Source organism: Mycolicibacterium alvei (assembly GCF_010727325.1).
GTDB lineage: Bacteria > Actinomycetota > Actinomycetes > Mycobacteriales > Mycobacteriaceae > Mycobacterium > Mycobacterium alvei.
Genome location: NZ_AP022565.1, coordinates 4659809 through 4681831, shown reverse-complemented (window position 1 = coordinate 4681831; position 22023 = coordinate 4659809). Strand labels below are relative to the sequence as shown.

The 22023-nt window shown below is 66.5% G+C and carries 26 protein-coding genes; 13 read left to right on the top strand and 13 right to left on the bottom strand.

The annotated features are described in order from the left end of the window. Positions 1-9 precede the first annotated feature (9 nt). Complete coding sequence (arfA, locus tag G6N44_RS22345; RefSeq protein ID WP_163667797.1) at positions 10-1035, bottom strand: channel-forming protein ArfA/OmpATb; 1026 nt, start codon at positions 1033-1035, stop codon at positions 10-12. Between the two features lie 118 nt (positions 1036-1153). Continuing rightward, on the bottom strand, positions 1154-1516 hold the full coding sequence (locus tag G6N44_RS22340; RefSeq protein WP_163667795.1) for an FKBP-type peptidyl-prolyl cis-trans isomerase: 363 nt from the start codon (positions 1514-1516) through the stop codon (positions 1154-1156). Between the two features lie 31 nt (positions 1517-1547). Here G6N44_RS22340 and G6N44_RS22335 point away from each other — a divergent pair, with 31 nt between their 5' ends. Together G6N44_RS22335 and G6N44_RS22330 are read left to right on the top strand one after the other, a co-directional pair. After that, on the top strand, positions 1548-1796 hold the full coding sequence (locus G6N44_RS22335; RefSeq protein ID WP_163667792.1) for a DUF2630 family protein: 249 nt from the start codon (positions 1548-1550) through the stop codon (positions 1794-1796). 15 nt (positions 1797-1811) lie between these two features. Further along, entirely contained in the window at positions 1812-3368 is a 1557-nt protein-coding gene (locus G6N44_RS22330) for a phytoene desaturase family protein (protein WP_163667789.1), read from the top strand. 16 nt (positions 3369-3384) lie between these two features. Here the strand turns inward: G6N44_RS22330 and G6N44_RS22325 are convergent, their stop codons facing one another. From G6N44_RS22325 to pdxH, 5 genes are all read right to left on the bottom strand, one after another. Beyond that, entirely contained in the window at positions 3385-3810 is a 426-nt protein-coding gene (locus G6N44_RS22325; RefSeq protein WP_163667786.1) for a MarR family winged helix-turn-helix transcriptional regulator, read from the bottom strand. Next, complete coding sequence (locus G6N44_RS22320; RefSeq protein WP_163667783.1) at positions 3800-5254, bottom strand: MFS transporter; 1455 nt, start codon at positions 5252-5254, stop codon at positions 3800-3802. The genes G6N44_RS22325 and G6N44_RS22320 overlap by 11 nt, the downstream gene beginning before the upstream one ends. Before the next feature lie 108 nt (positions 5255-5362). Next, positions 5363-6667, bottom strand: coding sequence for a citrate synthase (locus G6N44_RS22315; RefSeq protein ID WP_163667780.1), 1305 nt, complete (start codon positions 6665-6667; stop codon positions 5363-5365). 191 nt (positions 6668-6858) lie between these two features. Further along, positions 6859-7479, bottom strand: coding sequence for a TetR/AcrR family transcriptional regulator (locus G6N44_RS22310; RefSeq protein ID WP_163670250.1), 621 nt, complete (start codon positions 7477-7479; stop codon positions 6859-6861). 147 nt (positions 7480-7626) lie between these two features. Further along, the gene (gene pdxH / locus G6N44_RS22305; protein WP_163670249.1) at positions 7627-8298 is read right to left on the bottom strand and encodes a pyridoxamine 5'-phosphate oxidase; all 672 of its coding nucleotides are present in this window, start codon (positions 8296-8298) and stop codon (positions 7627-7629) included. Between the two features lie 47 nt (positions 8299-8345). Between pdxH and G6N44_RS22300 the strand changes: the two genes are divergently transcribed. From G6N44_RS22300 to G6N44_RS22270, 7 genes are all read left to right on the top strand, one after another. Continuing rightward, positions 8346-9464, top strand: coding sequence for a citrate synthase 2 (locus G6N44_RS22300; RefSeq protein ID WP_163667777.1), 1119 nt, complete (start codon positions 8346-8348; stop codon positions 9462-9464). A gap of 3 nt (positions 9465-9467) precedes the next feature. After that, positions 9468-9638, top strand: a complete 171-nt coding sequence (locus G6N44_RS22295) for a hypothetical protein (RefSeq protein WP_163667774.1) — start codon at positions 9468-9470, stop codon at positions 9636-9638. A 74-nt stretch (positions 9639-9712) separates the two neighbouring features. Then, entirely contained in the window at positions 9713-10165 is a 453-nt protein-coding gene (locus G6N44_RS22290) for a VOC family protein (RefSeq protein WP_163667772.1), read from the top strand. A 57-nt stretch (positions 10166-10222) separates the two neighbouring features. Next, positions 10223-10840 carry an ECF transporter S component gene (locus G6N44_RS22285; protein WP_163667769.1) on the top strand — a complete coding sequence of 206 codons (618 nt, stop codon included), beginning with the start codon at positions 10223-10225 and terminating at the stop codon, positions 10838-10840. After that, entirely contained in the window at positions 10837-12321 is a 1485-nt protein-coding gene (locus tag G6N44_RS22280) for an ABC transporter ATP-binding protein (protein ID WP_163667766.1), read from the top strand. Before G6N44_RS22285 ends, G6N44_RS22280 begins: the two co-directional genes overlap by 4 nt. Next, on the top strand, positions 12318-13061 hold the full coding sequence (locus G6N44_RS22275) for an energy-coupling factor transporter transmembrane component T family protein (RefSeq protein ID WP_235682842.1): 744 nt from the start codon (positions 12318-12320) through the stop codon (positions 13059-13061). Before G6N44_RS22280 ends, G6N44_RS22275 begins: the two co-directional genes overlap by 4 nt. Next, positions 13048-13599, top strand: a complete 552-nt coding sequence (locus tag G6N44_RS22270) for an AAA family ATPase (RefSeq protein WP_163667763.1) — start codon at positions 13048-13050, stop codon at positions 13597-13599. Before G6N44_RS22275 ends, G6N44_RS22270 begins: the two co-directional genes overlap by 14 nt. A gap of 8 nt (positions 13600-13607) precedes the next feature. Here the strand turns inward: G6N44_RS22270 and G6N44_RS22265 are convergent, their stop codons facing one another. Together G6N44_RS22265 and G6N44_RS22260 are read right to left on the bottom strand one after the other, a co-directional pair. Continuing rightward, the gene (locus tag G6N44_RS22265; RefSeq protein WP_163667760.1) at positions 13608-15266 is read right to left on the bottom strand and encodes a 4Fe-4S binding protein; all 1659 of its coding nucleotides are present in this window, start codon (positions 15264-15266) and stop codon (positions 13608-13610) included. 40 nt (positions 15267-15306) lie between these two features. After that, complete coding sequence (locus tag G6N44_RS22260) at positions 15307-16323, bottom strand: AurF N-oxygenase family protein (protein ID WP_163667756.1); 1017 nt, start codon at positions 16321-16323, stop codon at positions 15307-15309. 300 nt (positions 16324-16623) lie between these two features. Between G6N44_RS22260 and serC the strand changes: the two genes are divergently transcribed. Then, positions 16624-17730, top strand: coding sequence for a phosphoserine transaminase (gene serC, locus G6N44_RS22255; RefSeq protein ID WP_163667752.1), 1107 nt, complete (start codon positions 16624-16626; stop codon positions 17728-17730). Positions 17731-17821: 91 nt separating this feature from the next. After that, positions 17822-18631, top strand: coding sequence for a septation protein SepH (gene sepH / locus G6N44_RS22250; protein WP_163667749.1), 810 nt, complete (start codon positions 17822-17824; stop codon positions 18629-18631). A gap of 74 nt (positions 18632-18705) precedes the next feature. Here sepH and G6N44_RS22245 read toward each other — a convergent pair whose 3' ends face one another. From G6N44_RS22245 to G6N44_RS22235, 3 genes are read right to left on the bottom strand one after another with little or no spacing between them, the layout of a single operon-like run. Beyond that, on the bottom strand, positions 18706-18981 hold the full coding sequence (locus tag G6N44_RS22245; RefSeq protein WP_163667746.1) for a DUF2537 domain-containing protein: 276 nt from the start codon (positions 18979-18981) through the stop codon (positions 18706-18708). 20 nt (positions 18982-19001) lie between these two features. After that, positions 19002-19823 (bottom strand): TrmH family RNA methyltransferase, encoded by an 822-nt coding sequence (locus G6N44_RS22240; RefSeq protein ID WP_163667743.1) that lies wholly within the window; start codon positions 19821-19823, stop codon positions 19002-19004. Further along, positions 19820-20251: an Rv0880 family HTH-type transcriptional regulator gene (locus tag G6N44_RS22235; protein WP_163667740.1), complete on the bottom strand. Its 432-nt coding sequence runs from the start codon at positions 20249-20251 to the stop codon at positions 19820-19822. Before G6N44_RS22235 ends, G6N44_RS22240 begins: the two co-directional genes overlap by 4 nt. 85 nt (positions 20252-20336) lie before the next feature. Between G6N44_RS22235 and G6N44_RS22230 the strand changes: the two genes are divergently transcribed. Further along, positions 20337-20600: a DUF2530 domain-containing protein gene (locus G6N44_RS22230; protein WP_163667738.1), complete on the top strand. Its 264-nt coding sequence runs from the start codon at positions 20337-20339 to the stop codon at positions 20598-20600. 9 nt (positions 20601-20609) lie between these two features. Beyond that, a complete protein-coding gene (locus tag G6N44_RS22225) occupies positions 20610-21062 on the top strand; it encodes an SRPBCC family protein (protein ID WP_163667735.1) in 453 nt (150 codons plus the stop codon). Between the two features lie 53 nt (positions 21063-21115). Here the strand turns inward: G6N44_RS22225 and G6N44_RS22220 are convergent, their stop codons facing one another. Beyond that, positions 21116-21898: a DUF3027 domain-containing protein gene (locus tag G6N44_RS22220; RefSeq protein ID WP_163667733.1), complete on the bottom strand. Its 783-nt coding sequence runs from the start codon at positions 21896-21898 to the stop codon at positions 21116-21118. Between the last annotated feature and the right edge of the window lie 125 nt (positions 21899-22023).

Here is a 22023-nt window from a genome sequence, read left to right as displayed (position 1 = left end):
CGAATCTCCCTAATTGACCGTGATCTCGACGCGGCGGTTCTGCGCCTTGCCTTCGGGTGTGTCATTGCTGGCGATCGGCTTCGCCGAACCCGCACCGGACGACGTCACGTGGTCGGCCGCCAGCCCCTGCGAAACCAGATAATCCGCAACAGCTTTCGCACGATTGCTACTCAGCGGGACATTGATCGCATCATTGCCCGTGTTGTCGGTGTAACCGGTCACAGCCACCTGCGCGCCTGCGCAGGACTTGAGCTTGTCGGCCACCTGCGAGAGCAACTGCTGCGATGCCGGGGCCAGCACGAACCCGTCGGTGCTGAAGTTGATCGGCGTGCGCAACAGTGCACTCACATCGCCCTGCAGTACCGCACAAGGTCCGGGGGTGGCGGGATTCGCGGGCGGAGCCGGCGCAGACGGTGCGGCGGCGATCTGAATGTTGTTGACGAGCTTGATGTTCGGCCATGCCGCCTTGGCGGCCGCCTCCACGGCGTCACGAACCTCAGCCGACGGAGCGGTTCCGGTCAGCGTCAGGGTGTCGCCTTCGATGCTGAAGTTGAAATCCGGAATGTCCACGCTCGCGTCGAACACCTTGCCCAATGCCGAAACATCAGGGGTACTCACGCCGGCAGACAGATTCAGGTTGTCGATCAGATTGACGCCCGCACCGAACTTCCCGCGCAACCAATCCAGCAGCGAGTTCTTGGCAGCCAGGTCGGGCAAATCACCGGACAGGGTGAAGTCATTGCCGTTACGAAGGATTGACAACGGCGCGAACGAAAGGTTCGGCAAATTCACATTGGGCGCGTTAATGTCCGGTGCATTCACATCCGGAGCGGTCATCGTGGCCGTGGGATTGATATCCGGTCGCGTGAGATTGACGTCCTTACCGGAGCGGTCGAGCCCACCCCATCCGATCAGCCCCAGCAACAACGGGACCGCCGCAAGCGCCAACAACCAACCCAATCCGGGTGGTCGCCGATATAACTTTGAGGCTGTTTGCCAGCCTGTGATTGTCCGAGATTCGTCCGAACCCGACATTTTTGGACACTCCTGAAGTCGACGAACAGTTACCTACAGCAGCGAAACAGGTTGACCGTACCAGCAAATAGAAATTGGCGGTCAGGTTCGGTCGATCCGCACCGAACCCAAGAGAACATCAACGAGTGGCGAGCAGATCGATCACGAAAACCAGCGTCTTACCCGAAAGCCGGTGCCCCGAACCTGCTGGACCATAGGCCTGGGCCGGCGGGATGACGAGTTGGCGGCGGCCACCCACCCGCATCCCTGGAATTCCGTCCTGCCAGCCCTGAATTAAGCCCCGCAACGGAAACTCGATGGATTCGCCACGATTCCATGAGCTGTCGAACTCCTCACCGGAGTCGTATTCGACGCCCACATAATGCACCTCGACGGTGCCGCCGGGCACTGCCTCGGAGCCGTCGCCGACCACCAGGTCGGTGATGACCAATTCAGTGGGGGCAGGTCCGTCCGGAAACTCGATGTCAGGTTTTGTACTCACCTGACCAACGGTAGTCCGGCACACTGGATATGTGGCCAAAGATCAGGACATCCTCGCCGAAGTTCACCGGCTCGTCGCCGAAGAGCAGGAGCTCCGGTCCAAACTGCAACACCGCGAAATCGAAGAAGCAGACGAGCAACAACGCCTGCGATCGCTGGAAGTAGCCCTCGACCAATGTTGGGACCTGTTGCGGCAACGCCGCGCACTCCGCGAAACCGGCCAGGACCCGAGCCAGGCCCGAATACGCGGCGCCGACGAGGTCGAAGGCTATCGAGGCTGACCGGGCCGGCGTGACGTGACGGAAAAGGCGTTGGACGCCGTCATCATCGGCGGCGGGCACAACGGCTTGGTGGCTGCCGCCTACCTGGCCCGGGCGGGACGCCGGGTGCAGGTGCTCGAACGTCTCGACCACGTCGGCGGCGCAGCAGTATCGGCGTACGCCTTCGACGGTGTGGATGCCCGGTTGTCGAGGTACTCCTACCTCGTCAGCCTGCTGCCACAGCGCATCATCACCGATCTGGGCGCCAGAGTCCGGCTGTCGCGGCGCCGGCACTCCTCATACACCCCGGATCCGGTCACCGGCGGGGCGACCGGCCTGTCGATCGGTCCGCAGTCGACGTTCGACGCGATCGGCGCAGGCAACGACGCGGCCGGATTCACCGACTTCTACCGCCGCTGCGGGCTGATCACCGCCCGAATCTGGCCGACGCTGCTGCAGCCATTGCGCAGCAGGTCTGAGATCCGCCGGGAGCTGTTGGGCGGACAGGACGCCGAGACTGTCGCCGCCTGGGATGCCCTGATCGAACAGCCCATCGGCCACGCCATCACCGCTGCGGTATCGCACGACCTGGTACGCGGCGTGATCGCCACCGACGCCCTGATCGGCACCTTCGCTGGCATCGACGATCCGTCACTGATCCAGAACGTGTGCTTTCTCTACCATCTGATGGGCGGCGGTACCGGCGACTGGAACGTCCCGGTCGGCGGGATGGGCGCGGTCACCGGGGCCCTGGCGGCTGCTGCCGCCGGATATGGAGCCGAAATCATCACCGGCGCAGATGTTTACGCCGTCGATCCGGATGGCGAGGTGCACTACCGACAGGGTGGATCAGCCCGCCGGGTACGTTCCGACCGGGTGCTGGCCAACGTGACGCCGGCGGTACTGGCCGCACTACTCGGCGAGCCTGCACCGGATACCGCCCCCGGTGCACAGGTGAAGGTCAACCTGATGCTGCGACGACTGCCCCGACTGCGGGACGAACACGTCACGGCCGAACAGGCATTCGGCGGAACCTTCCACGTCAACGAGGCCCTCAGCCAGCTGACCGGGGCCTACGACAACGCCGTCGCCGGACGAGTACCGGACCCGCTGCCGTGCGAAATCTACTGCCACTCCTTGACCGATCCGAGCATCCTGTCCGAGGATCTGCGGGCCTCGGGTGCCCAGACCCTGACCATCTTCGGACTGCACACTCCGCACTCACTGGCGGCCGGCGACCCTGACCGCACGCGCGACCGGCTGACCTCAGCGGTGCTGAACTCAGTGAATTCCGTTCTGGCCGAGCCGATCCAGGACGTCCTGATGGAGGACGCGGCCGGCCGACTGTGTATCGAATCCAAGACCACCGCCGATTTGGAGCAGTCCCTCGGGATGACCGCGGGCAATATCTTCCACGGTGCGCTGCGGTGGCCGTTCGCCGAAGACGACGCCGCGTTGGAGACACCGGCGCAACGCTGGGGTGTGGCGACCGGTCACGACCGGATCCTGTTGTGCGGCTCGGGATCCGTGCGTGGCGGCGCAGTCTCGGGCATCGGCGGACACAACGCGGCGATGGCAAGCCTCGAAGGCTGACGCGGCCAGACCGGCGCTACGGCAAGGGGATCTTGCGCAGGACGAACTGAAGCGTCTCGAGGTCCTCGGTGTCGAGCGCGGTCAGTGCGGCCGGGGCCGAGTCCCCAACCCGGTCGATCCGCGCCAGCAGCACCCACCCCTGTTCGGTCAGCGAGACCAACTTTCGGCGGCGGTCGGCCGGGTCGACCGCCCGCGCTATCAGCCCGCGCTCCTCGAGGTCGTTGACCGCGACGCTGGCCGCCGGGGCGTCGACCGTGGCCGCGTGAGCCAACTGCGTGACCGTCATCGGGGCCCGCTGAAGCCGCTGCAGGACGCGGATACGGCTGAACGGCAGCCCGCTCTCCTCGATCACCGCCCGCTTCCAGCCGTCGCGATGGTCGAACACCAGCCGGGCCAACGCCCGCCACACCTCGTCGGCCAACTCGGTCCGGTCAACGGACATGGGTCGCCTCCTCGGCATGGTGGTCCCCGATCAGCGGTGCCAACCGCTGAGCAGAGCGCAACGCCCACGGCGTGGTGGACACGACACCCAACACGAAGATCGCCACACCCAGTGCGGCACAGACGAACCACAGCGGTCGCGCAGCCGCGGCGAAACCCACACCGGTTCCCGCCAACGCCGACCCGGCCACCGAACCACACAGTGCCACACCGATACTCACACCGACCTGCCGACTGGTGGAGGCCACCGCCGACGCCGCCCCGGCGCGGTCCAACGGCATACCGCTGACCGCAGTCGTGGTGATCGGCGCGTTCACCATCGAGAAACCGATACCGAATACCGCGAACATGACCAGCAGTTGCCACACGGGAGTATCAGCCGTCAGCCGGGTCAGCAGGATCGTGGCCACGGTGATCGCCGCGCCCGCCACCAACAGCGACGGCCGACCGCCGTACCGACCGACCAACCGCCCCGACAACGGCGAGAAGATCAATGCGCCGACAGCGACCGGCAGGTAGATCAAACCGGTGTCCATCGCGGAGTAACCCCGCTCGGTCTGCAGGTACAGCGACATCATGAACAGGAACGCCCCGTAGGCGGCGAACGCACAGACCGCGATCAGGGTGGCCGCGGCGAACGGCACGCTACGGAAGAACCGAAGATCGATGAACGGGTCGGTGCGACGCGATTCGTAGCGCAGGAACGCCACCAGGGCGAGCAACGCGATCACTGCGACGGCCAGCGTGCGCGGGTCGGTCCAGCCGTATCCGGGACCCTCGATGAGCACGAACACGACCGCGAACAGGAACGCCACCCCCAGAATCTGGCCGAGCGGGTCGAGATCACGCATCGTGGCCGACTTTGATTCGGGGACGAAGATCGCGGTGAGCACCACGGCCAGGACACAGATCGGCAGGTTGATCCAGAACACCGCGCGCCAGTCGACGTACTCGATCAGCGCCCCGCCGACAATCGGCCCGAGCGCCATCGAGATACCGACGACGCCACCCCAGATGCCGATCGCGCGGGCACGCTCCACCCGGCCGGTGAACACCTGGGTGATGATCGACATCGCCACCGGGTTGAGCATCGAACCGCCGATCGCCTGGAGGAAACGTGCAGCGATGAGGGTTTCGATGTTGGGCGCGAGGCTGCACAGCAACGAGGCCACCGCGAAGATCGTCAGCCCCAACTGAAACGTCCGCCTGCGGCCGAATCGGTCGCCGGTGGCGCCGGCCAGTAGCAACAGCGAGGCCAGGACCAGGGTGTAGACATCGACGATCCACTGCAACTGCGAGGGGGAGGCGGCCAGATCGGCACGGATGCTCGGCAGCGCGACGTTGACGATGGTGGCGTCCATCGACACGATCAGCAGGCTCAGGCAACACGAGACGAGAATGATCGCCTTGCGCCGGGCGCCGAGCGGGCCGACAGTTGCATTCACACAACTATTGTTAAATTACAAGCGTTTCGGTGCAAGCCGGGTATCACTCCAGCGTGACAAAAGCCCGGGAGCGGTCTCGCTCCCGGGCTTTCGACAACTGCGTGGCTATCAGCGCTTGTTGATGTCCAGGTAATTGCGCTCGGTGTAGCCGGTGTAGATCTGGCGCGGGCGGCCGATCTTGGTGGGCTCCGAATGCATCTCCCGCCAATGTGCGATCCAGCCGGGCAGCCGGCCCAGCGCGAACAGCACGGTGAACATGCGGGTCGGGAAGCCCATCGCCCGGTAGATCACGCCGGTGTAGTAATCGACGTTCGGGTAGAGCTTGCGCTCGATGAAGAAGTCGTCGGTCAACGCGATCTCTTCGAGCTGCTTGGCGATGTCGAGCAGCTCGTCGTCGCCGCCGAGCTTGCCCAGGATCTTGTCGGCCTGCTCCTTGACGATGCGGGCCCGCGGGTCGTAGTTCTTGTAGACCCGGTGACCGAAGCCCATCAGCTTCACGCCGTCTTCGCGGTTCTTGACCTTGCGGACGAAGGTCTTCACATCGTCGTCGCCGGTGCGGATCTTCTCCAGCATCTCCAGCACGGCCTGGTTGGCGCCGCCGTGCAGCGGACCCCACAGCGCGTTGATGCCACCGGAGATCGAGGTGAACAGGTTGGCCTGCGACGAGCCCACCAGGCGCACCGTGGAGGTCGAACAGTTCTGCTCGTGATCGGCGTGCAGGATCAGCAACATGTCCAACGCGCGGACGATCTCGGGGTCCACCTCATACGGCTCGGCCGGGAACCCGAACGTCATTCGCAGGAAGTTCTCCACCAGCGTCAAGGAGTTGTCCGGATACAGGAACGGCTGCCCCTCGGACTTCTTGTACGCGTAGGCCGCGATCGTCGGCAGCTTGGCCAGCAGTCGGATGGTCGACAGCTCGACCTGCTTCTTGTCCAGCGGATCCAGCGAATCCTGGTAGTAGGCGCTCAACGCGTTCACCGCACTGGACAGCACCGGCATCGGATGGGCGTTGCGCGGGAAGCCGTCGAAGAACCGCTTGAGATCCTCGTGCAGCAGGGTGTGCCGCTGGATCTGGGTGGTGAACGCCTCCAACTGCTCGGTCGTCGGGAGCTCACCGTAGATCAGCAGGTAGCTGACCTCGATGAACGTCGACTTCTCGGCAAGCTGCTCGATCGGGATACCCCGGTAACGCAAGATCCCGGCGTCACCGTCGATGTAGGTGATGGCGGACTGCGTGGAAGCGGTGTTGACGAAGCCACCATCAAACGTGGTGTAGCCGGTCTTGGACAGCAACGGACCAAGCGCGATGCCGTCACTGCCCTCGGTGGCGTGGACGATGTCCAGATCAATCTCGCCACCGGGGTACTTCAGGGTGGCAAACTCCTGCCCCCTCGACGGGTTTTCGGCCACGGGAATCCCTTCATCGTCCTGGGAACCGACAACTGCTCTACAAAAGGTAGTCGCAATCGATCGGCGCTGCCCGCGGGGGGTTACCAAGCAGTCACCGGATGGTTGGCCGGAGGCCTGCCCACAGCGCGCCGAATGGCCTGAGATCCCAGATCAGCCAGCTCAGCGACGGGCGAGCCGCCACGTCCCCCGAGCTACCCGGCACCCGCAACGACCGACAGAAAATCGGCGTAGGTCGACTCGATCCGCGCGACGATGTCGTCGACGGTCACCGAGGCCCAGTTCGCCCGAGATCCCAGGTCAGCGATGGCAGTCATGATGATCGCCCCCCACACGACGGCCGTTACCTTGAGCCGCCGATCGTCGCCGGGCACGCCCATCCGCCGTGCCAGCGCCACGTTGACCGCATCGGCCCGGAACTCCGACGCCGTGTTCATCAACGTCGGCGACGAGGTCACGATGCGCGCCGACGCCAACAGACGATCGGCCGTGAGTTGGGCCGGCGACGCGGTCTTGGTCTTGAGGAACGCCTGTACGTGAGCCCGGTACAAGGCGTCGAAATGGCCGATGTCGGCCGGCTGCGCCGTCAGCTCGATCGCGACGCTCTCGGCCACCTCATCGATGAACGCCAGGACGATGGCATCCTTGGTGGCGAAGTAGCGGCTGAAGGTGCGCGGAGAGACATCGGCGACCGCCGCGATCTGCTCGACGGTGGTCTGCTCGAATCCCTGGCGGTCGCACAGATCGATCGCGGCCTCGATCAACATCGCCCGGGTGCGTTGCTTCTTACGTTCACGCAAACCGTCCTGCCGCATAACGTCACTCACGAGACCGGATGCTATCGCCCGCGCACCGCGGTTCGAATGCTTTCGGCAACTATGTGGCGGTCAATGCAATTCGCCGGTGAACATACTTTGTCAGCCTCGGACTGTTGCCGAAGACATCGGCCGACAGCCTGCGCACTAAGGCTGGAGGCGTTCGGCGCGAGCGCCGGTCACTCGAATTCGGTTGTGCACCCGGTTCTCCCGGCCCTGCCAGAACTCCACGCTCTCCGGCGCGATCAGGTACCCACCCCAGTTCGGCGGCACCGGGACCGTTTCGAGATCGGCGAACCGCGCGGTCACCTCGGCGAGCTGGTCCAGCAGCGCCGGACGCGATGCGATCGGGCTCGACTGCTGCGACGCCCAGGCACCCAGCTGTGAACCCCGGGGCCGCTTGGACCAGTACTCCTCGGTGGCCTCACGGCTCACCTTGGTCACCGGACCGCGCACATGGACCTGACGCCCCAGCCCGTACCAGGGGAAAGTCGCCGACGCATACGGGTGCGCGGCCAGTTGCGTCCCCTTGGCGGAGTCATAGTTGGTGTAGAACGTGATGCCGGTCTCGTCCATGCTCTTGCACAACACCGTTCGGGTGACGGGCCGTCCCTCGCCGTCGGTGGTGGCCACCACCATGGCATTGGGCTCAGCCACCCCGGCGCGGTACGCATCGGCCAGCCAGGTCCGCAACAACGTCAGCCAGCCGGTGGCTGGGTCCTCGCCGAGCCAGTCGACATCCAGGTCGCCGCAGCCGTCCTTCTCGACGTAATCCACCCGCATGGCAGCCAGGTCGTGTTGGTCGCGTTCCGGGAGCATGGCCACCGCGGTAACGCTACGCCTGGACATGGTGCAAGAATCTGGCCATGCCAGCTGTACCGGAAGACTTCGTTGCCGGCCTCGAAGGCGTCGTTGCCTTCACCACCGAAATCGCCGAACCGGACAAGGACGGCGGCGCGTTGCGCTACCGGGGCGTGGACATCGAGGAACTCGTGGAACGCCGGGTCACCTTCGGCGACGCCTGGGGACTGCTGGTCGACGGCTGTTTCGGCACGGGCCTGCCCCCGGCCGAGCCGTTCCCGCTGCCCATCCACAGCGGCGACGTCCGCGTCGACGTCCAGGCCGGGCTGGCGATGCTGGCCCCGATCTGGGGCTACGCACCGCTGTTGGACATCGACGACACCACCGCGCGTGACCAGTTGGCCCGGGCCTCGGTGATGGCCCTGTCCTACGTCGCCCAATCCGCCCGCGGCATCTACCGTCCCGCCGTGCCGCAGCGCACGATCGACGAATGCGAAACGGTCACAGCACGTTTCATGACGCGCTGGCAGGGCGACCCGGATCCCAAGCACGTCGAAGCGATCGACGCCTACTGGGTCACCGCTGCCGAGCACGGGATGAACGCGTCGACATTCACCGCCCGGGTGATCGCCTCCACCGGCGCCGATGTCGCGGCCTCCCTGTCGGGCGCGGTGGGCGCGATGAGCGGACCGCTGCACGGCGGGGCTCCGGCCCGGGTGCTGCCGATGATCGAAGAGGTCGAGAAGTCCGGTGACGCCCGTGCGGTGGTGAAATCCATCCTGGATCGCGGCGACAAGTTGATGGGCTTCGGGCACCGCGTGTACCGGGCCGAGGATCCGCGGGCCCGGGTGCTGCGGGCCACCGCCAAACGCCTTGAGGCGCCCCGCTACGAGGTGGCCGCGGCCCTGGAGCAGGCCGCACTGGCCGAGCTTCGCGAACGCCGCCCGGACCGGGCCATCGAGACCAACGTCGAGTTCTGGGCGGCGGTGATCCTGGACTTCGCCGAGGTGCCCGCCTCGACGATGCCGGCGATGTTCACCTGTGGCCGTACCGCGGGTTGGTGTGCGCACATCATGGAACAGAAGAGGCTCGGCAAGCTGGTGCGCCCGGCCGCCATCTACGTCGGCCCCGAACCGCGCAGCGTTCAGTCGGTCGCCGGATGGGACAAGATCGCCGACGCATGACCGGTGGATCTGCCGGCCGAGGTGATGCAGGCGGCCAACGTCCTGGCAGCGCGAAGTGCGGTGGAGATGGGCGAGGGAGAGGCCCTGCTGATCGCCGTGACCGGCGGGGTTTCTCGGTCACCTGACTTCTCTGTTTCGCGGCCGGACTTTTGTCACCGGCCGGTGGTTGCATGAACGGTGTCCGCCGATGAGATCCGCCCGCCGCGCGGGTCTGCATTGAAACCGCTCATCAACACCAGGAGAAGATCATGGCGATCGAAGTAACACCCGCAGTCCTGCCGCATCTGGTTGTCGACGACGCCGCCGCAGCAATTGACTTCTACGTCAAGGCATTCGGTGCCACCGAGTTGGGCCGGGTCCCCAGGCCCGACGGCAAGCTCATCCACGCCGCGCTCGGCATCAACGGGTCGACGGTCATGCTCAATGACGACTTTCCCGAGTACAACGACGGCAAGTCGACGACACCCAAGGCCCTGGGCGGCACCCCGGTGACCATCCATCTCACGGTGACCGATGTCGAGGCGAAGTTCGCCAGGGCGGTCGAGGCCGGCGCCGAGGTGGTCATGCCGCTGGAGGACCAGTTCTGGGGTGACCGCTACGGCATGGTGCGCGACCCGTTCGGTCACCTGTGGTCACTCGGGCAGCCGGTCCGCGAGGTCAGCCCGGAAGAGATCGCGCAGGCCATGCAGTCGGGGACGTAGCCCGCTCCCCCGCCGCCACGCGCAGTCCATACTGATCTCCTGCCACGAAGGAGATCGATGAACACCCAGCCCACCGATACCACGCCGGCTGCCCGTGTGCTGCGCTGGCGGGTCGTGGACATCGTCGTCGCCAGCGTCCTCGCGACGGCAGCCGGGCTGGTGTTCGTCGTATGGAACATCGCCTCCAACCCGATCGGCGCACCGTTGACGGCGCTGCTGCCAGGCCTGCAGGCACTGCTCGCCGGCGGATGGTTGTTCGCCGGGGTGCTGACCGCCCTGGTGATCCGCAAGCCGGGCGCGGCCCTGTACGGCGAACTCGTCGCGGCCACGGTATCGGCGTTGGTCGGCAACCAGTGGGGCGTGCTCACCCTCGAATCCGGACTGGTGCAGGGCCTCGGCGCGGAACTGGTGTTCGCGGTCTTCCTCTACCGCCGCTGGGGATTGCCGGTCGCACTGATCGCGGGGGCCGTCGCCGGGCTGGCCCTGGCCGTCAACGACCTGATCCTCTGGTATCCCGGTGCAGCCAACACGTTCGCCGTGATCTACACGGCCTCGGCGATCGTGTCCGGCGCACTCGTCGCCGGCCTGCTGTCCTGGTTCGCGGTGAGGGGGCTGGCGAAGACCGGAGCGCTGAGCCGGTTCGCCTCGGGGCGGATCGGCCCCGACGCTCGATGAGTTCACCGCACGGCAGCGGTGCCACCGTCACGGCGCACAACTGGCGGTGGTGCCATGCCGGCCGTGCCGCCTGGGCCGTGCGCGATCTCGATCTTCAGATCGAGCCCGGTGAGCGAGTGCTGCTGCTGGGACCGTCCGGCGCCGGGAAATCGACTCTGCTGCACGGTGTTGCAGGATTGCTCGGCGGCGCCGAAGAGGGCAAGCAGGCGGGAACGCTCCGGGTCGACGGCGCCGCCCCGGCCGAACAACGCCACCGGATCGGCATGGTGTTACAGGATCCCGACGCCCAGGTGATCCTGTCCCGGGTCGGTGACGACGTCGCCTTCGGCATGGAGAACCTCGGCGTCGCGCGCGAACAGATCTGGCCTCGGGTCCGCACGGCTCTCGACGCCGTGGGGCTGAATCTCGCCCTGTCCCGATCCACCTCGGAGTTGTCGGGCGGGCAGAAGCAACGTCTCGCGCTGGCCGGGGTGATCGCGATGAATCCAGGGCTGATCCTGCTCGACGAACCGACGGCCAATCTCGACCCCGTCGGTGTCCTCGAGGTGCGGGATGCGGTTGCCGCTTCGGCGGCGCGGACCGGTGCCACGCTCATCGTCATCGAGCACCGCACCGAGGTGTGGCTACCCGTCATCGACCGCGTGATCGTGCTCGGCGCCGACGGTCAGGTGATCGCCGACGGATCACCGGATGCGACCGTCCGGCGCCACCACGACTACCTGGTCCGGTCAGGTGTCTGGGTACCCGAAACCCCGCTACCCGAGATCATCCGCCACCGGTCCCGAACACGCGAATCATTGCTGCATGCAACCGATCTCGCACTGGCCCATCCGGGTGCTCCCCCGATGCACGTCGGGTTGAACTTCGAGATCGAGGCCGGGCAGACCACGGTGATCAGCGGTCCGAACGGGGCAGGCAAGTCGACGCTGGCCCTCACGCTCGGCGGCCTGTTGCCCGTGCCTGCCGGACGTCTTGAGGCGGACCCCGAATTCGCCCCCTCCCCGTCACGCCGCCATCCCGTCAGATGGCGGTCCAAAGAACTACTCACCCGGATCGGCAGCGTGTTCCAGGATCCTGAGCACCAGTTCCTCACCGCCACGGTGCGCGACGAACTCTCGTTGGGCCCCAGGGCGATCAAGGTGGGCGCCGCCGAAATCGCCACCCGTACCGACGAACTTCTCGAACGCCTGCACCTGGCGCACCTTGCCGCGGTGAACCCGTACACCCTCTCCGGTGGAGAGAAGCGCCGGCTGTCGGTGGCAACCATGCTGGCAACCGCGCCCAAGGTGATCATCCTCGACGAGCCGACCTTCGGCCAGGACCGTCGCACGTGGGAGGAGCTGACCCGGTTGCTGGCCGAAATCGCCGATGGTGGTACCGCCGTCATCGCAGCCACCCATGATCTCGACTTCGCCGGCCTGCTCGCCGACACCCGGATCGTGTTGCCCGACTGGGAGCCCACCGCGGACACGGCGTCGTGATCAACCCGGTGGCGCGACTGCTCACCGCGCTGATCATCGCGGGCGCCCTGGTGCTGTCGGTCGACTGGGTGTCGGCTCTGACCGCGCTGGTCGGTGAGATCGTGCTGTTCGCCGCAATCGGAGTGAAACTGATGGCGGCGCTGACCCGGGGCGCGGTGGTCGTCGTCGCGGCAGCTCTCACCGCGATCACGATCCTGCTCTACGGTCAGGTGAGCGGAACGGTGTACTGGCATTTCCTCCTCATCACGATCAGTGACGGATCCATCGCCCTGGCCGCGGCCACCTTCCTGCGGGTCCTGGCGATCGCACTACCGTCGGTCATCCTGTTCATCGACGTCGAATCAACAGAGTTGGCAGACGGTTTGGGGCAGGTGCTGCGACTGCCGGCCCGGTTCGTGCTCGGCGCGCTGGCCGGCCTGCGCCTGGTGGGCCTGCTCGGACAGGACTGGCGGTACCTCGGTTACGCCCGGCGGGCCCGCGGCGTGGCCGACCGCGCCCGGGCGCGTCGGATCGCCGGGCAGACGTTCGCCCTGCTCGTCTTCGCCGTGCGGCGCGGGTCCAAGCTTGCCACCGCGATGGAGGCCCGCGGGTTCGGCGCCTACCCCACCCGGACCTGGGCCCGGCCGTCACCATTCGGCACCCGCGAATTCGCCTTGATCGGTGCAGGATTCGTCATCGCTGCGGCTGCCATCGCCGTGTCGGTGGCCTCCGGGAACTGGAACTTCATTGGTGCTCGATGACATCCTGGGCCGCCTCGGCCCCACGGCGACCACCGTCCTGATCGACGGCCGCTCAGGGTCGGGCAAGTCGACGCTCGCGATGCGACTGCACAACCTGTGGGCCTGCAGCACGGTGGTACGTCTCGACGACATCTACCCGGGGTGGGATGGATTATCCTGGGCCGCAGAGCATGTGCGGCGATCGCTGCTCGAGCCGCGGGCGGCCGGGCATACCGGGCGCTGGAGGCAATGGGACTGGGCCACCGCCGCCCCCAGTGGTTGGCACACCGTCACGCCCGGACAACGTCTCGTCGTCGAGGGCATCGGTGCGCTCACCCCGACCAACCGGGCGCTGGCCGATCTGGGCATCTGGGTCGACGCCGACGACACCGAGCGCAAGCGGCGCGCACTGGAACGCGACGGCGAGACCTACCGGCCGCACTGGGACCGGTGGGCCACCCAGGAGGACGCGTTCATCGCCCGATTCCACCCCAGAGCGTGTGCCGATCTGATCGCGGTGGTGACCGCAGACGGATTCGAATTCACCGTGCCCGATTAGCGCGCCGGTTAGCGCAGACCGTCCAGAACCCTCTGTCGTACACTTGGTTTCGGCGCTTTCGCAGCGACCGCGACCATCTCGTCCACCGAGGTGAACTTGTCGCGGGGCCGGTCTTCGCCACCGCGCGCGATCTCGGTCGCGTTGATGGCCTGCCACCCGGCGGCATCGATCATGGCGGGCTGGCGCGTCCGCACCAGCTTCTCCAAGGCGGCCGGCTTGTGCACCGGATCGGTCAGCACACCGGCGTTGTAATCGTCGACCAGCTGGTGCACGGTCTGCGCCGCACACGACTTGTTGGTGCCGATGAAGCCGGTGGGCCCACGCTTGATCCAGCCGGCCACGTAGGCCCCGGATACGTCGCGGACACGTCCGCCGTCGTTGGGCACGACGGCGGCGTCGTCATCGAACGGAAGATCGGCAATCGCCTTGCCGCGGTAGCCGATTGAAGTCAGTACCAGCCCGGCGTCGAGCGCACGCAGCTGATCGGTTCCGGTGACACTGAACTCGATGCCGGTCACCCGGCCCTCGCCGAGCACCCGCTCGGGGGTCAGGCGGTACGCCAGCCGGATCCTCGGCCTGGTCGACGGTACGGACGAATTTCCCAGCTTGGTCAGGATCTCCAGCTTGCTGCGGGTCAGCCGATCCGTCTCGCGGGCCAGGTCCGCCTCCACCAGTTGGTGATCGGCGTCATCGAGCACGACGTCGCAGCTGGCGGTCAAGCCGATCAGCTCGGGGAGGGTGAAGGCCGACTCGGCGGGGCCGCGGCGGGCCGCGATCACCACCTCGGAAACCTTCGAGGAGCGCAGCGCAGCCAGCGCATGATCGGAAATATCGGTTCGGGCCAATACATCCGGATCGGTGGTGAGCACCCGGGCCACGTCGAATGCGACGTTGCCGTTGCCGACGATGACTACCCGTTCGTGGCTCAGGTCCACCGGCAGATCGGTGAACTCGGGATGCCCATTGATCCAGGCCACCATCTCGGTCGCCGTCCCCGTGCCCGGCAGGCCCATGCCGTCGATGTCGAGCCGACGGTCGTTGGGCGCACCGACCGCGTACAGCACGGCGTGATGATGCTCCAGCAGATCGGCGTGCGACAGGTGGTTACCGACCTCGACATTGAGGAAGAACCGGAATCCGCGCTGCTTACCGATGGTGTCGAACAGGTGCGTCACCCTCTTGGTGCCCTGGTGGTCCGGCGCCACACCGGCACGCACCAGCCCGTAGGGCGTCGGCAGCTTCTCGAAGACACTGACCCGCACGCCGCGCTGTGTCAGCAGCTCGTCGGCGGCGTACATGGCGGCCGGACCGGAACCCACGATGGCCACCCTCAGCGGCCCGCCGGGACGCGCCGTCACCTTCGGTGCCGCAATCACCGGGGCCAGCTTCGAGGTCGGCGGCAGCTTCCCTTCGCGCTTCGGGTAGAAGGCGGCGTTGAGCTCGATGAACGGCAATTGTTTCTCGGTCAGCCGGGTATCGGCCGCGATCGCGCCCACCGGGCACGCACTCACGCACGCTCCGCAGTCCACACACGCTTCGGGATCGATGTAGAGCATCTCGGCCGTAGCGAAGCCCGGCTCATCCGGCGAGGGATGGATGCAGTTCACCGGGCACGCGTAGACACACGACCCGTCGCTGCAACACGACTGTGTGATCACGTGGGGCATTGGAACCTCTGTAAACCTTGCGTCTTTCCGGGGGCGAACTTCAGGCGACCGAGACCAGGTGCTCGCGCTGAGGCTCGCTACGGTAGCGGCTCGGCGGCCCGTCGATCTTGCAGATCCGCCACATCAGCTTGGCGATCGGGTTCATCAGGCCAGTGTCGTGGCACAGCATACGGACATCACCGAACATGTCACGCAGCATCTTGCGCGACTCCGGCGCATTGAAGAACACGTCCTTGCGCACCGAGCGCGGGATGTCGAACTCCTTCCAGAACGCGCGCGGCGGCACGAGGATCGCCGAGCACAGGACGCGCATGGTCAGCGGCACGAAGATCGACAGGATCCAGCGCTGACGGCGACGCAGGTTCGGCACCCGTTTGTGCAGGTACTGGTGCGCGAACGAGATGTGGCGGGCCTCCTCGGCGACGTGGATCGCCATCACCCGCTCCATGATGGGGTGCAGGTTCGCGCCCTCGCGCAGCACGCTCTTCTGCGTATGGTCGATGGGCTCCTCGCCGGCGAGCACGCCGAAGAAGAACGGGATCGGCAGCGGGCCTGCGGCCAACGGGATGATCGGCTGCACCCACTTGAGCAGCTTCGGCATGCCCGGCACGTCTTTGCCGATCCGGTTGACCATCTCCTGGAACATCAGGGTGTGGTTGCACTCCTCAACCGATTCGTGCAGGCAGTACCGGTACTCCGGTGAACCGTTGGGCACCCAGAACGAGTACTCCATCAGCCCACGGATCAGGATGTTCTCGAAATGCAGGCCGACCTTGGCCACGTTGGCCTGACGCCACATGCCGATCTCGATCTGCCGCTCGAGGGGCTGAGCCTGGTACCAGGGGTGGCCACCCAGCGGATCGGTGTCGGTGAGGACCCACCGAGGATCGTTGGGGAAGACGGCAAACTCCGGCGAATCCCACTCGATGTCCTTGTAGGGGTTGAAATTGCGTCGCACCGACCCCTCGGACAATGTTGTTAGCATGTCAACGTACTGAATGTCGTCGCTGACGTCCATGTTCTTGCGCCAGCGCCTGACCATCTTGGTCCGAGCCATATTGCAGACCTCCTGATAATCGACTGAGGTTTACATCTACCCACCTGTTGTCCAAACGGTACCGCAGGTACCGCGTAAATGTCCATGCCTGATTCGAATCGTTTGCCGATAGGTGTCCCATGTGGTCAATTTCGCGGAAAAAGACCAGGTAGAAGCGATGGCCGCGATGGAAAAAAGTTGCGGAAACATCGCGGGCACCCGCAGAGCAGCCCGACGACCGGACGCACCGACACACCGTCGCCGCGACCACCGACCATGTCCGAATTTTGATGCGGTAGCGGCCGACTTTAGGCTGGTCCCATGGCTGAATTGATCATCCCCGCCGACCTCAAGCCCCGCGACGGCCGTTTCGGATGTGGCCCCTCCAAGGTCCGCCCCGAGCAACTGACCGCGCTGGCCGCTGCCGGAGATCTGTTCGGCACGTCGCATCGGCAGGCGCCGATCAAGAACCTGGTGGGTCGCGTCCGCGACGGACTGCGCACACTGTTCTCGGTTCCTGACGGGTACGAGGTGGTTCTCGGCAACGGCGGCTCGACCGCTTTCTGGGACGCCGCGGCCTTCGGTTTGATCGACAAGAAATCGCTGCACCTGACCTATGGCGAGTTCAGCTCGAAGTTCGCCTCGTGCGTGGCCAAGAACCCGTTCGTCGGCGACCCGATCATCGTCAAGACCGACCCGGGCACCGCACCGCAGCCCCAGTCCGACCCATCTGTCGACGCCGTTGCCTGGGCCCACAACGAAACCTCGACCGGCGTCTCGGTGCCGGTGCAGCGCCCGGCCGGCGACGCCCTGGTCCTGATCGACGCCACCTCGGCCGCCGGCGGCCTGCCCGTCGACATCTCCGACACCGACGCGTATTACTTTGCGCCGCAGAAGAATTTCGCCGGCGACGGCGGCCTGTGGCTGGCCATCGTCAGCCCCGCGGCGCTGGCCCGCATCGAGGCGATCGGCGCATCGGACCGCTGGGTGCCCGACTTCCTGTCGCTGCCCATCGCGGTGGAGAACAGTCTCAAGAACCAGACCTACAACACCCCCGCGATCGCCACGCTGATCCTGCTCGCCGAGCAGCTCGACTGGCTCAACGGCAACGGCGGCCTGGACTGGGCCGTCAAGCGCACCGCCGACTCCTCGCAGCGGCTGTACTCATGGGCCGAAGGCACGTCGTTCGCCACCCCGTTCGTCACCGATCCGGCACTGCGCTCGCAGGTGGTCGGCACGATCGACTTCAACGATTCGGTGGACGCCGCCGCGGTCGCCAAGGTGCTGCGGGCCAACGGCATCGTGGATACCGAGCCCTACCGCAAGCTGGGCCGCAACCAGCTGCGGATCGGCATGTTCCCGGCCGTTGAGCCCGACGACGTGAGCGCCCTCACCGCCTGTGTCGACTGGGTCGTCGGCCAGCTCTGAGTCAACCTTCGATCCACGTCGGCTCCCCCCGCGTGTCAGCCCGATAACGGGCTGATAACGCAGTAGGGTTCGCGCAGGAGGTCAGGTCGGTATGCGAGAACTCAGAGTCGTTGGATTGAACGTAGACGGCAGGCGCATCATCTGCGAAGACGACGACTCCAAAGAGACGTTCAGCTTGCGTGTCGATGACCGGTTGCGCGCTGCGATGCGTGGAGACAAGACCGCCTCGAATCAGCCCGAGATCGATATAGAGGTGCAGAACATGCTGCGGCCCAAGGAGATTCAGGCAAAAATTCGCGCCGGGGCGTCGGTCGAGCAGTTGGCCACAGCAGCCGGGGTGCCGATCGAGCGAGTCGAGCGGTTCGCTCATCCGGTGTTGCTGGAGCGGGCCCGCGCTGCCGAGCTGGCCACCGCGGCGCATCCGGTGCTGGCCGACGGACCCGCAGTCCTGACGCTGCTCGAAACCGTCACGCAGGCCATCGTGGCCCGAGGTCTGGACCCCGATTCGATCGCGTGGGACGCCTGGCGCAACGAAGACAGCCGCTGGACGGTGCAGCTGGCCTGGAAGGCCGGGCGTTCGGACAATGTTGCGCATTTCCGGTACAGCCCCGGGGCTCACGGCGGCACCGTCTCCGCATCGGACGATGCGGCCCGTCAGCTGATCAATCCCGATCTCGGGCGGCCGTTGCGCCCAGTCGCGGCGGTTCCGCACCTGTTCGACAACCACGAGTCGCACGAGATGCCCGCCGCAGTGCCCGAGCAGTACAGCCGGCCGGCCGAACCTGCACCCACGCCCACACCCGCTCCCCCGGCGCCCAAGCGCAGCCGCAAGGCCCGCGCGACGGTTCCGGCCTGGGAGGACGTGCTGCTCGGCGTGCGCTCGTCGGGCACCCAGCCCTGACCGTCTGACCACTTACACCGAGGATTCCAGTCAGCATGTGGCTGTGATCCTCGGTGGAGTGCTTTCTCTCGAGGTCAGCCCTGCATCAGTCCGACGGCCACGAGCACCAACCAGCCACCCGCCACACCGACGCCTGCACCGAGAACGAACCAGCGCCACACCGGCCGGTGCCGCCAGCCCCACACGGTGGGGGCCAACCCGCCGACGGCCACCATGTTCAGCCCGAGCGCCAGCAGCGGGTGCACGCGTAGCAGGCCCACCCCGAGCACCACGATCGCCGCTCCGAGCACCACGGCCACGAAACCGGCCACCGTCAGGCCGGTTCCCCACGGCGTGGAATCGTCGGTCACGGTGTCAATCTAACGCGATCTCAGCCTCCGAGCCGGGCACGCTCGTAGAACGCCAGCGCTGCCGCCGTGGCGACATTGAGCGAATCTGTGCGCCGCGACATCGGGATGCGCACGCGCACGTCGCTGGCGCGCATCGTGTGTTCGGTCAGCCCCGGACCTTCGGCGCCGACGAGGACCGCCACCCGCTCCCCGTCGAGCTGCGCCATTGCCTCCGACAGGGTCGCGGCCGCCGGATCCGGCGTCATCGCCACGAGCCGAAACCCCTTGTCCCGCAATAGTCCCAGATCGCCCGGCCACGAGGCGGTCCGGGCGAACGGAACCAGCAGAGCATGCCCCATCGACACCCGCACCGCCCGTCGGTACAACGGATCGGCGCATCCCGCACCGAACACCACCGCATCGACGGACAACCCGGCGGCGTTGCGGAAGATCGACCCGAGGTTCTCGTGATCGTTGACGCCTTCGAGCACCGCGACGGTGCGCGCCCCGGCGATGACCTCGGCTACCGACAACTCCGGCGCCCGCGACGCCGAGGCCAGCACGCCACGGTTGAGGTGGAAGCCGACCGCGGCGGCCATCACGTCCGCATCGGCCCGGTAGAACGGCACGTCGACACCCTCGAGATCGGTGGCCAGTTCCGCCAGGCGCCGGTCGGTGCCGAGCAGCGCGCGCGGCACGAACCTGGAAGCCAGCATGCGCTGAGCCACCAGCACCCCTTCGGCGATCACCAACCCCTTGCCGCTCGGCAGATCGGGCCGACGGTCCACACTGTTTAGATCGCGAAAGTCGTCCAACCGCGAATCGGCCGGATCCTCGATATCGATTACCTGCAGCAGACTCACACGCCCTCTTGAACCATGGCCGACATCAGATCGGTCGCGTCGAGCAGGGTCTGGCGCTCGTCCGCATCCAGCCGCGACAGCTGCGTCTGGAGCCACTCCTGGCTCGCCCGACGCTCGGCCTCTACGAGATTCACCCCGGCCGGGGAGGCAGACACCACGATCTGGCGGCCGTCCACCGGGTGTGCGGCGCGGGCCACCAGGCCCTGCTCGGCCAACGAGGCGATCACCCGGGTCATCGACGGGGGGCGCACCCGCTCCCGCAGCGCGAGGGCGCCCGGCGTCATCGCGCCCTCCTTGGCGAGGGTGGCGAGTGCCGAGAACTGAGTGAGTGAAACCGGGGATTCTGCACGCCGCGTTCGCAATTGACGCGCGAGACGAACAATCGCCAGCGCCAGATCATTCGCAAGCCGCGCCTCCAGATCCTTCACATCGGGAATAGTACTGAGACACCGACCGTAAAGGGCTAGAACCAAGACCAATGAATCCCGACCGCATCGGATACGTTGATCATCGATGACCGAGGACAACGACGACACGTCGGCCCCCGAACCGCCGGCCCTGCCCGCCGCCCTACTGGAGCCGTGGCCGGTGATCGTGACGATCGCCACGGGCTGGTTGATCGCGACCGTCGTGACCTTCACCGTCAGCGGTCTGCAACACTGGCGGCCGTTCACAGTCGCCGGACTGGCGATCGGCGTTCTCGGCACGACCATCTTTCTGATCCAGCGCCGCGCCGTGCGCCGCGGATCCCGCGGCGCACAGAGCGGATTGACCTGAGGAGACACCATGGCCGCACCCCTACTGCAAGCCAGCATCGATATCGACGCACCGGTTGACAAGGTCTGGGGGTTGATCTCAGACCTGAGCCGGATGCCGCAGTGGAGCCCGCAGTGCCGGCTGATGAAGCCACTCGGCCCGCTGCGTCCGGGAACCCGTACGTTCAACCTCAACCGGCGCAAGTTCATGTTCTGGCCCACCACGTCGCGCCTCATCGAGGTCGTCGACAACAAGAAGCTGTCCTTCCTGGTGGAGGGGAACAACAGCGTGTGGAGCTACGAACTGGAGCCGACCGCCACCGGCACCCGGGTGACCGAATCCCGCCACGCCGAGAACGGCACCACGGCCGTGTCCAACGCTCTGGTCGGCGCATTGTTCGGCGGAGTCCCCAGCTTCGAGAACGAACTCGTCGACGGCATGAATGCCTCGCTGGCGCGGATCAAGGCTGCCGCCGAGAACTGACCGGAGCTCACACCCGGATCAGATTCGCCTCAGTCGACCGGATCAGATTCGCCTCAGTCGGCGGTGTCGAGCACACCGTCGTCGTACGGCTCGTAGATCGGCGACCCGGTGCCGGGCGGTTGCGGGGTGTCCGAATGGGCCCCGCAACCGTATTCGGCCTCCACCACATGACCGTCGGCCGAGAGATCGTTGGCGCACACACCGAACATCGCGCCCAGCGCACCGCCCAACGGTAGGTAAAAGCCGCAGTCGCGACAGACCCGTCGCGTCGAGCGGGCCATCGCCGAACCTGGCCCGTAGTCGCCGTCGTGCCAGCGCTGCGCCGCCTGGGCGCGCCCCCACTCGCTGAGCACCTGGGGGCGGCCGAAGCCGAGGTCGAGCGGGGCGTCATCAAGCAGTGGATCCCCGGTGGCCACATACCCCGGAACCAGACGCGGATCATTCGGCGCGGGGGCGAGCAGGTCGCCGGGCCCGAGATCACCGGGACGAACCCGGTCCTGCCACGGCACCCACTCCGGTGCCAACAGAGCCGTCGGACCCGGAATCAGGACCAGCTCGCTGATCGTGACGCGGTCGGCACCCGGGTAGGCGGCCACCACGACGGCCCACTGCCAACCGCGGTAACCAGGCAGGTCAGCCAGGAATCGGTAGGTGGCCGAGGCCGCATCCTCGATGCTCACGCCGAGGTATTCGCCCACGGCGCCCTCGTCGCTGAAGTCGATCAGCGCCGCACGAGCTTGCTCGGCGGCACCCAGGAGCACCGCCTCCTGCTCCTGCGACGGTGACGCCGGGCTGATCTGTGGGGTCTGCTCGGCAGATTCGGTCACGCTTTCCATCGCCTCCATAGTGCCTGATCGGGGCAACCGCAGGCCACACCGGTTGCCTGTCGGCCGACTGCGCGCCGGATAAGAGAGAATCGGGGGGTGACCTACTACCCGCCGCGGCCGCCGGCCGATCACGG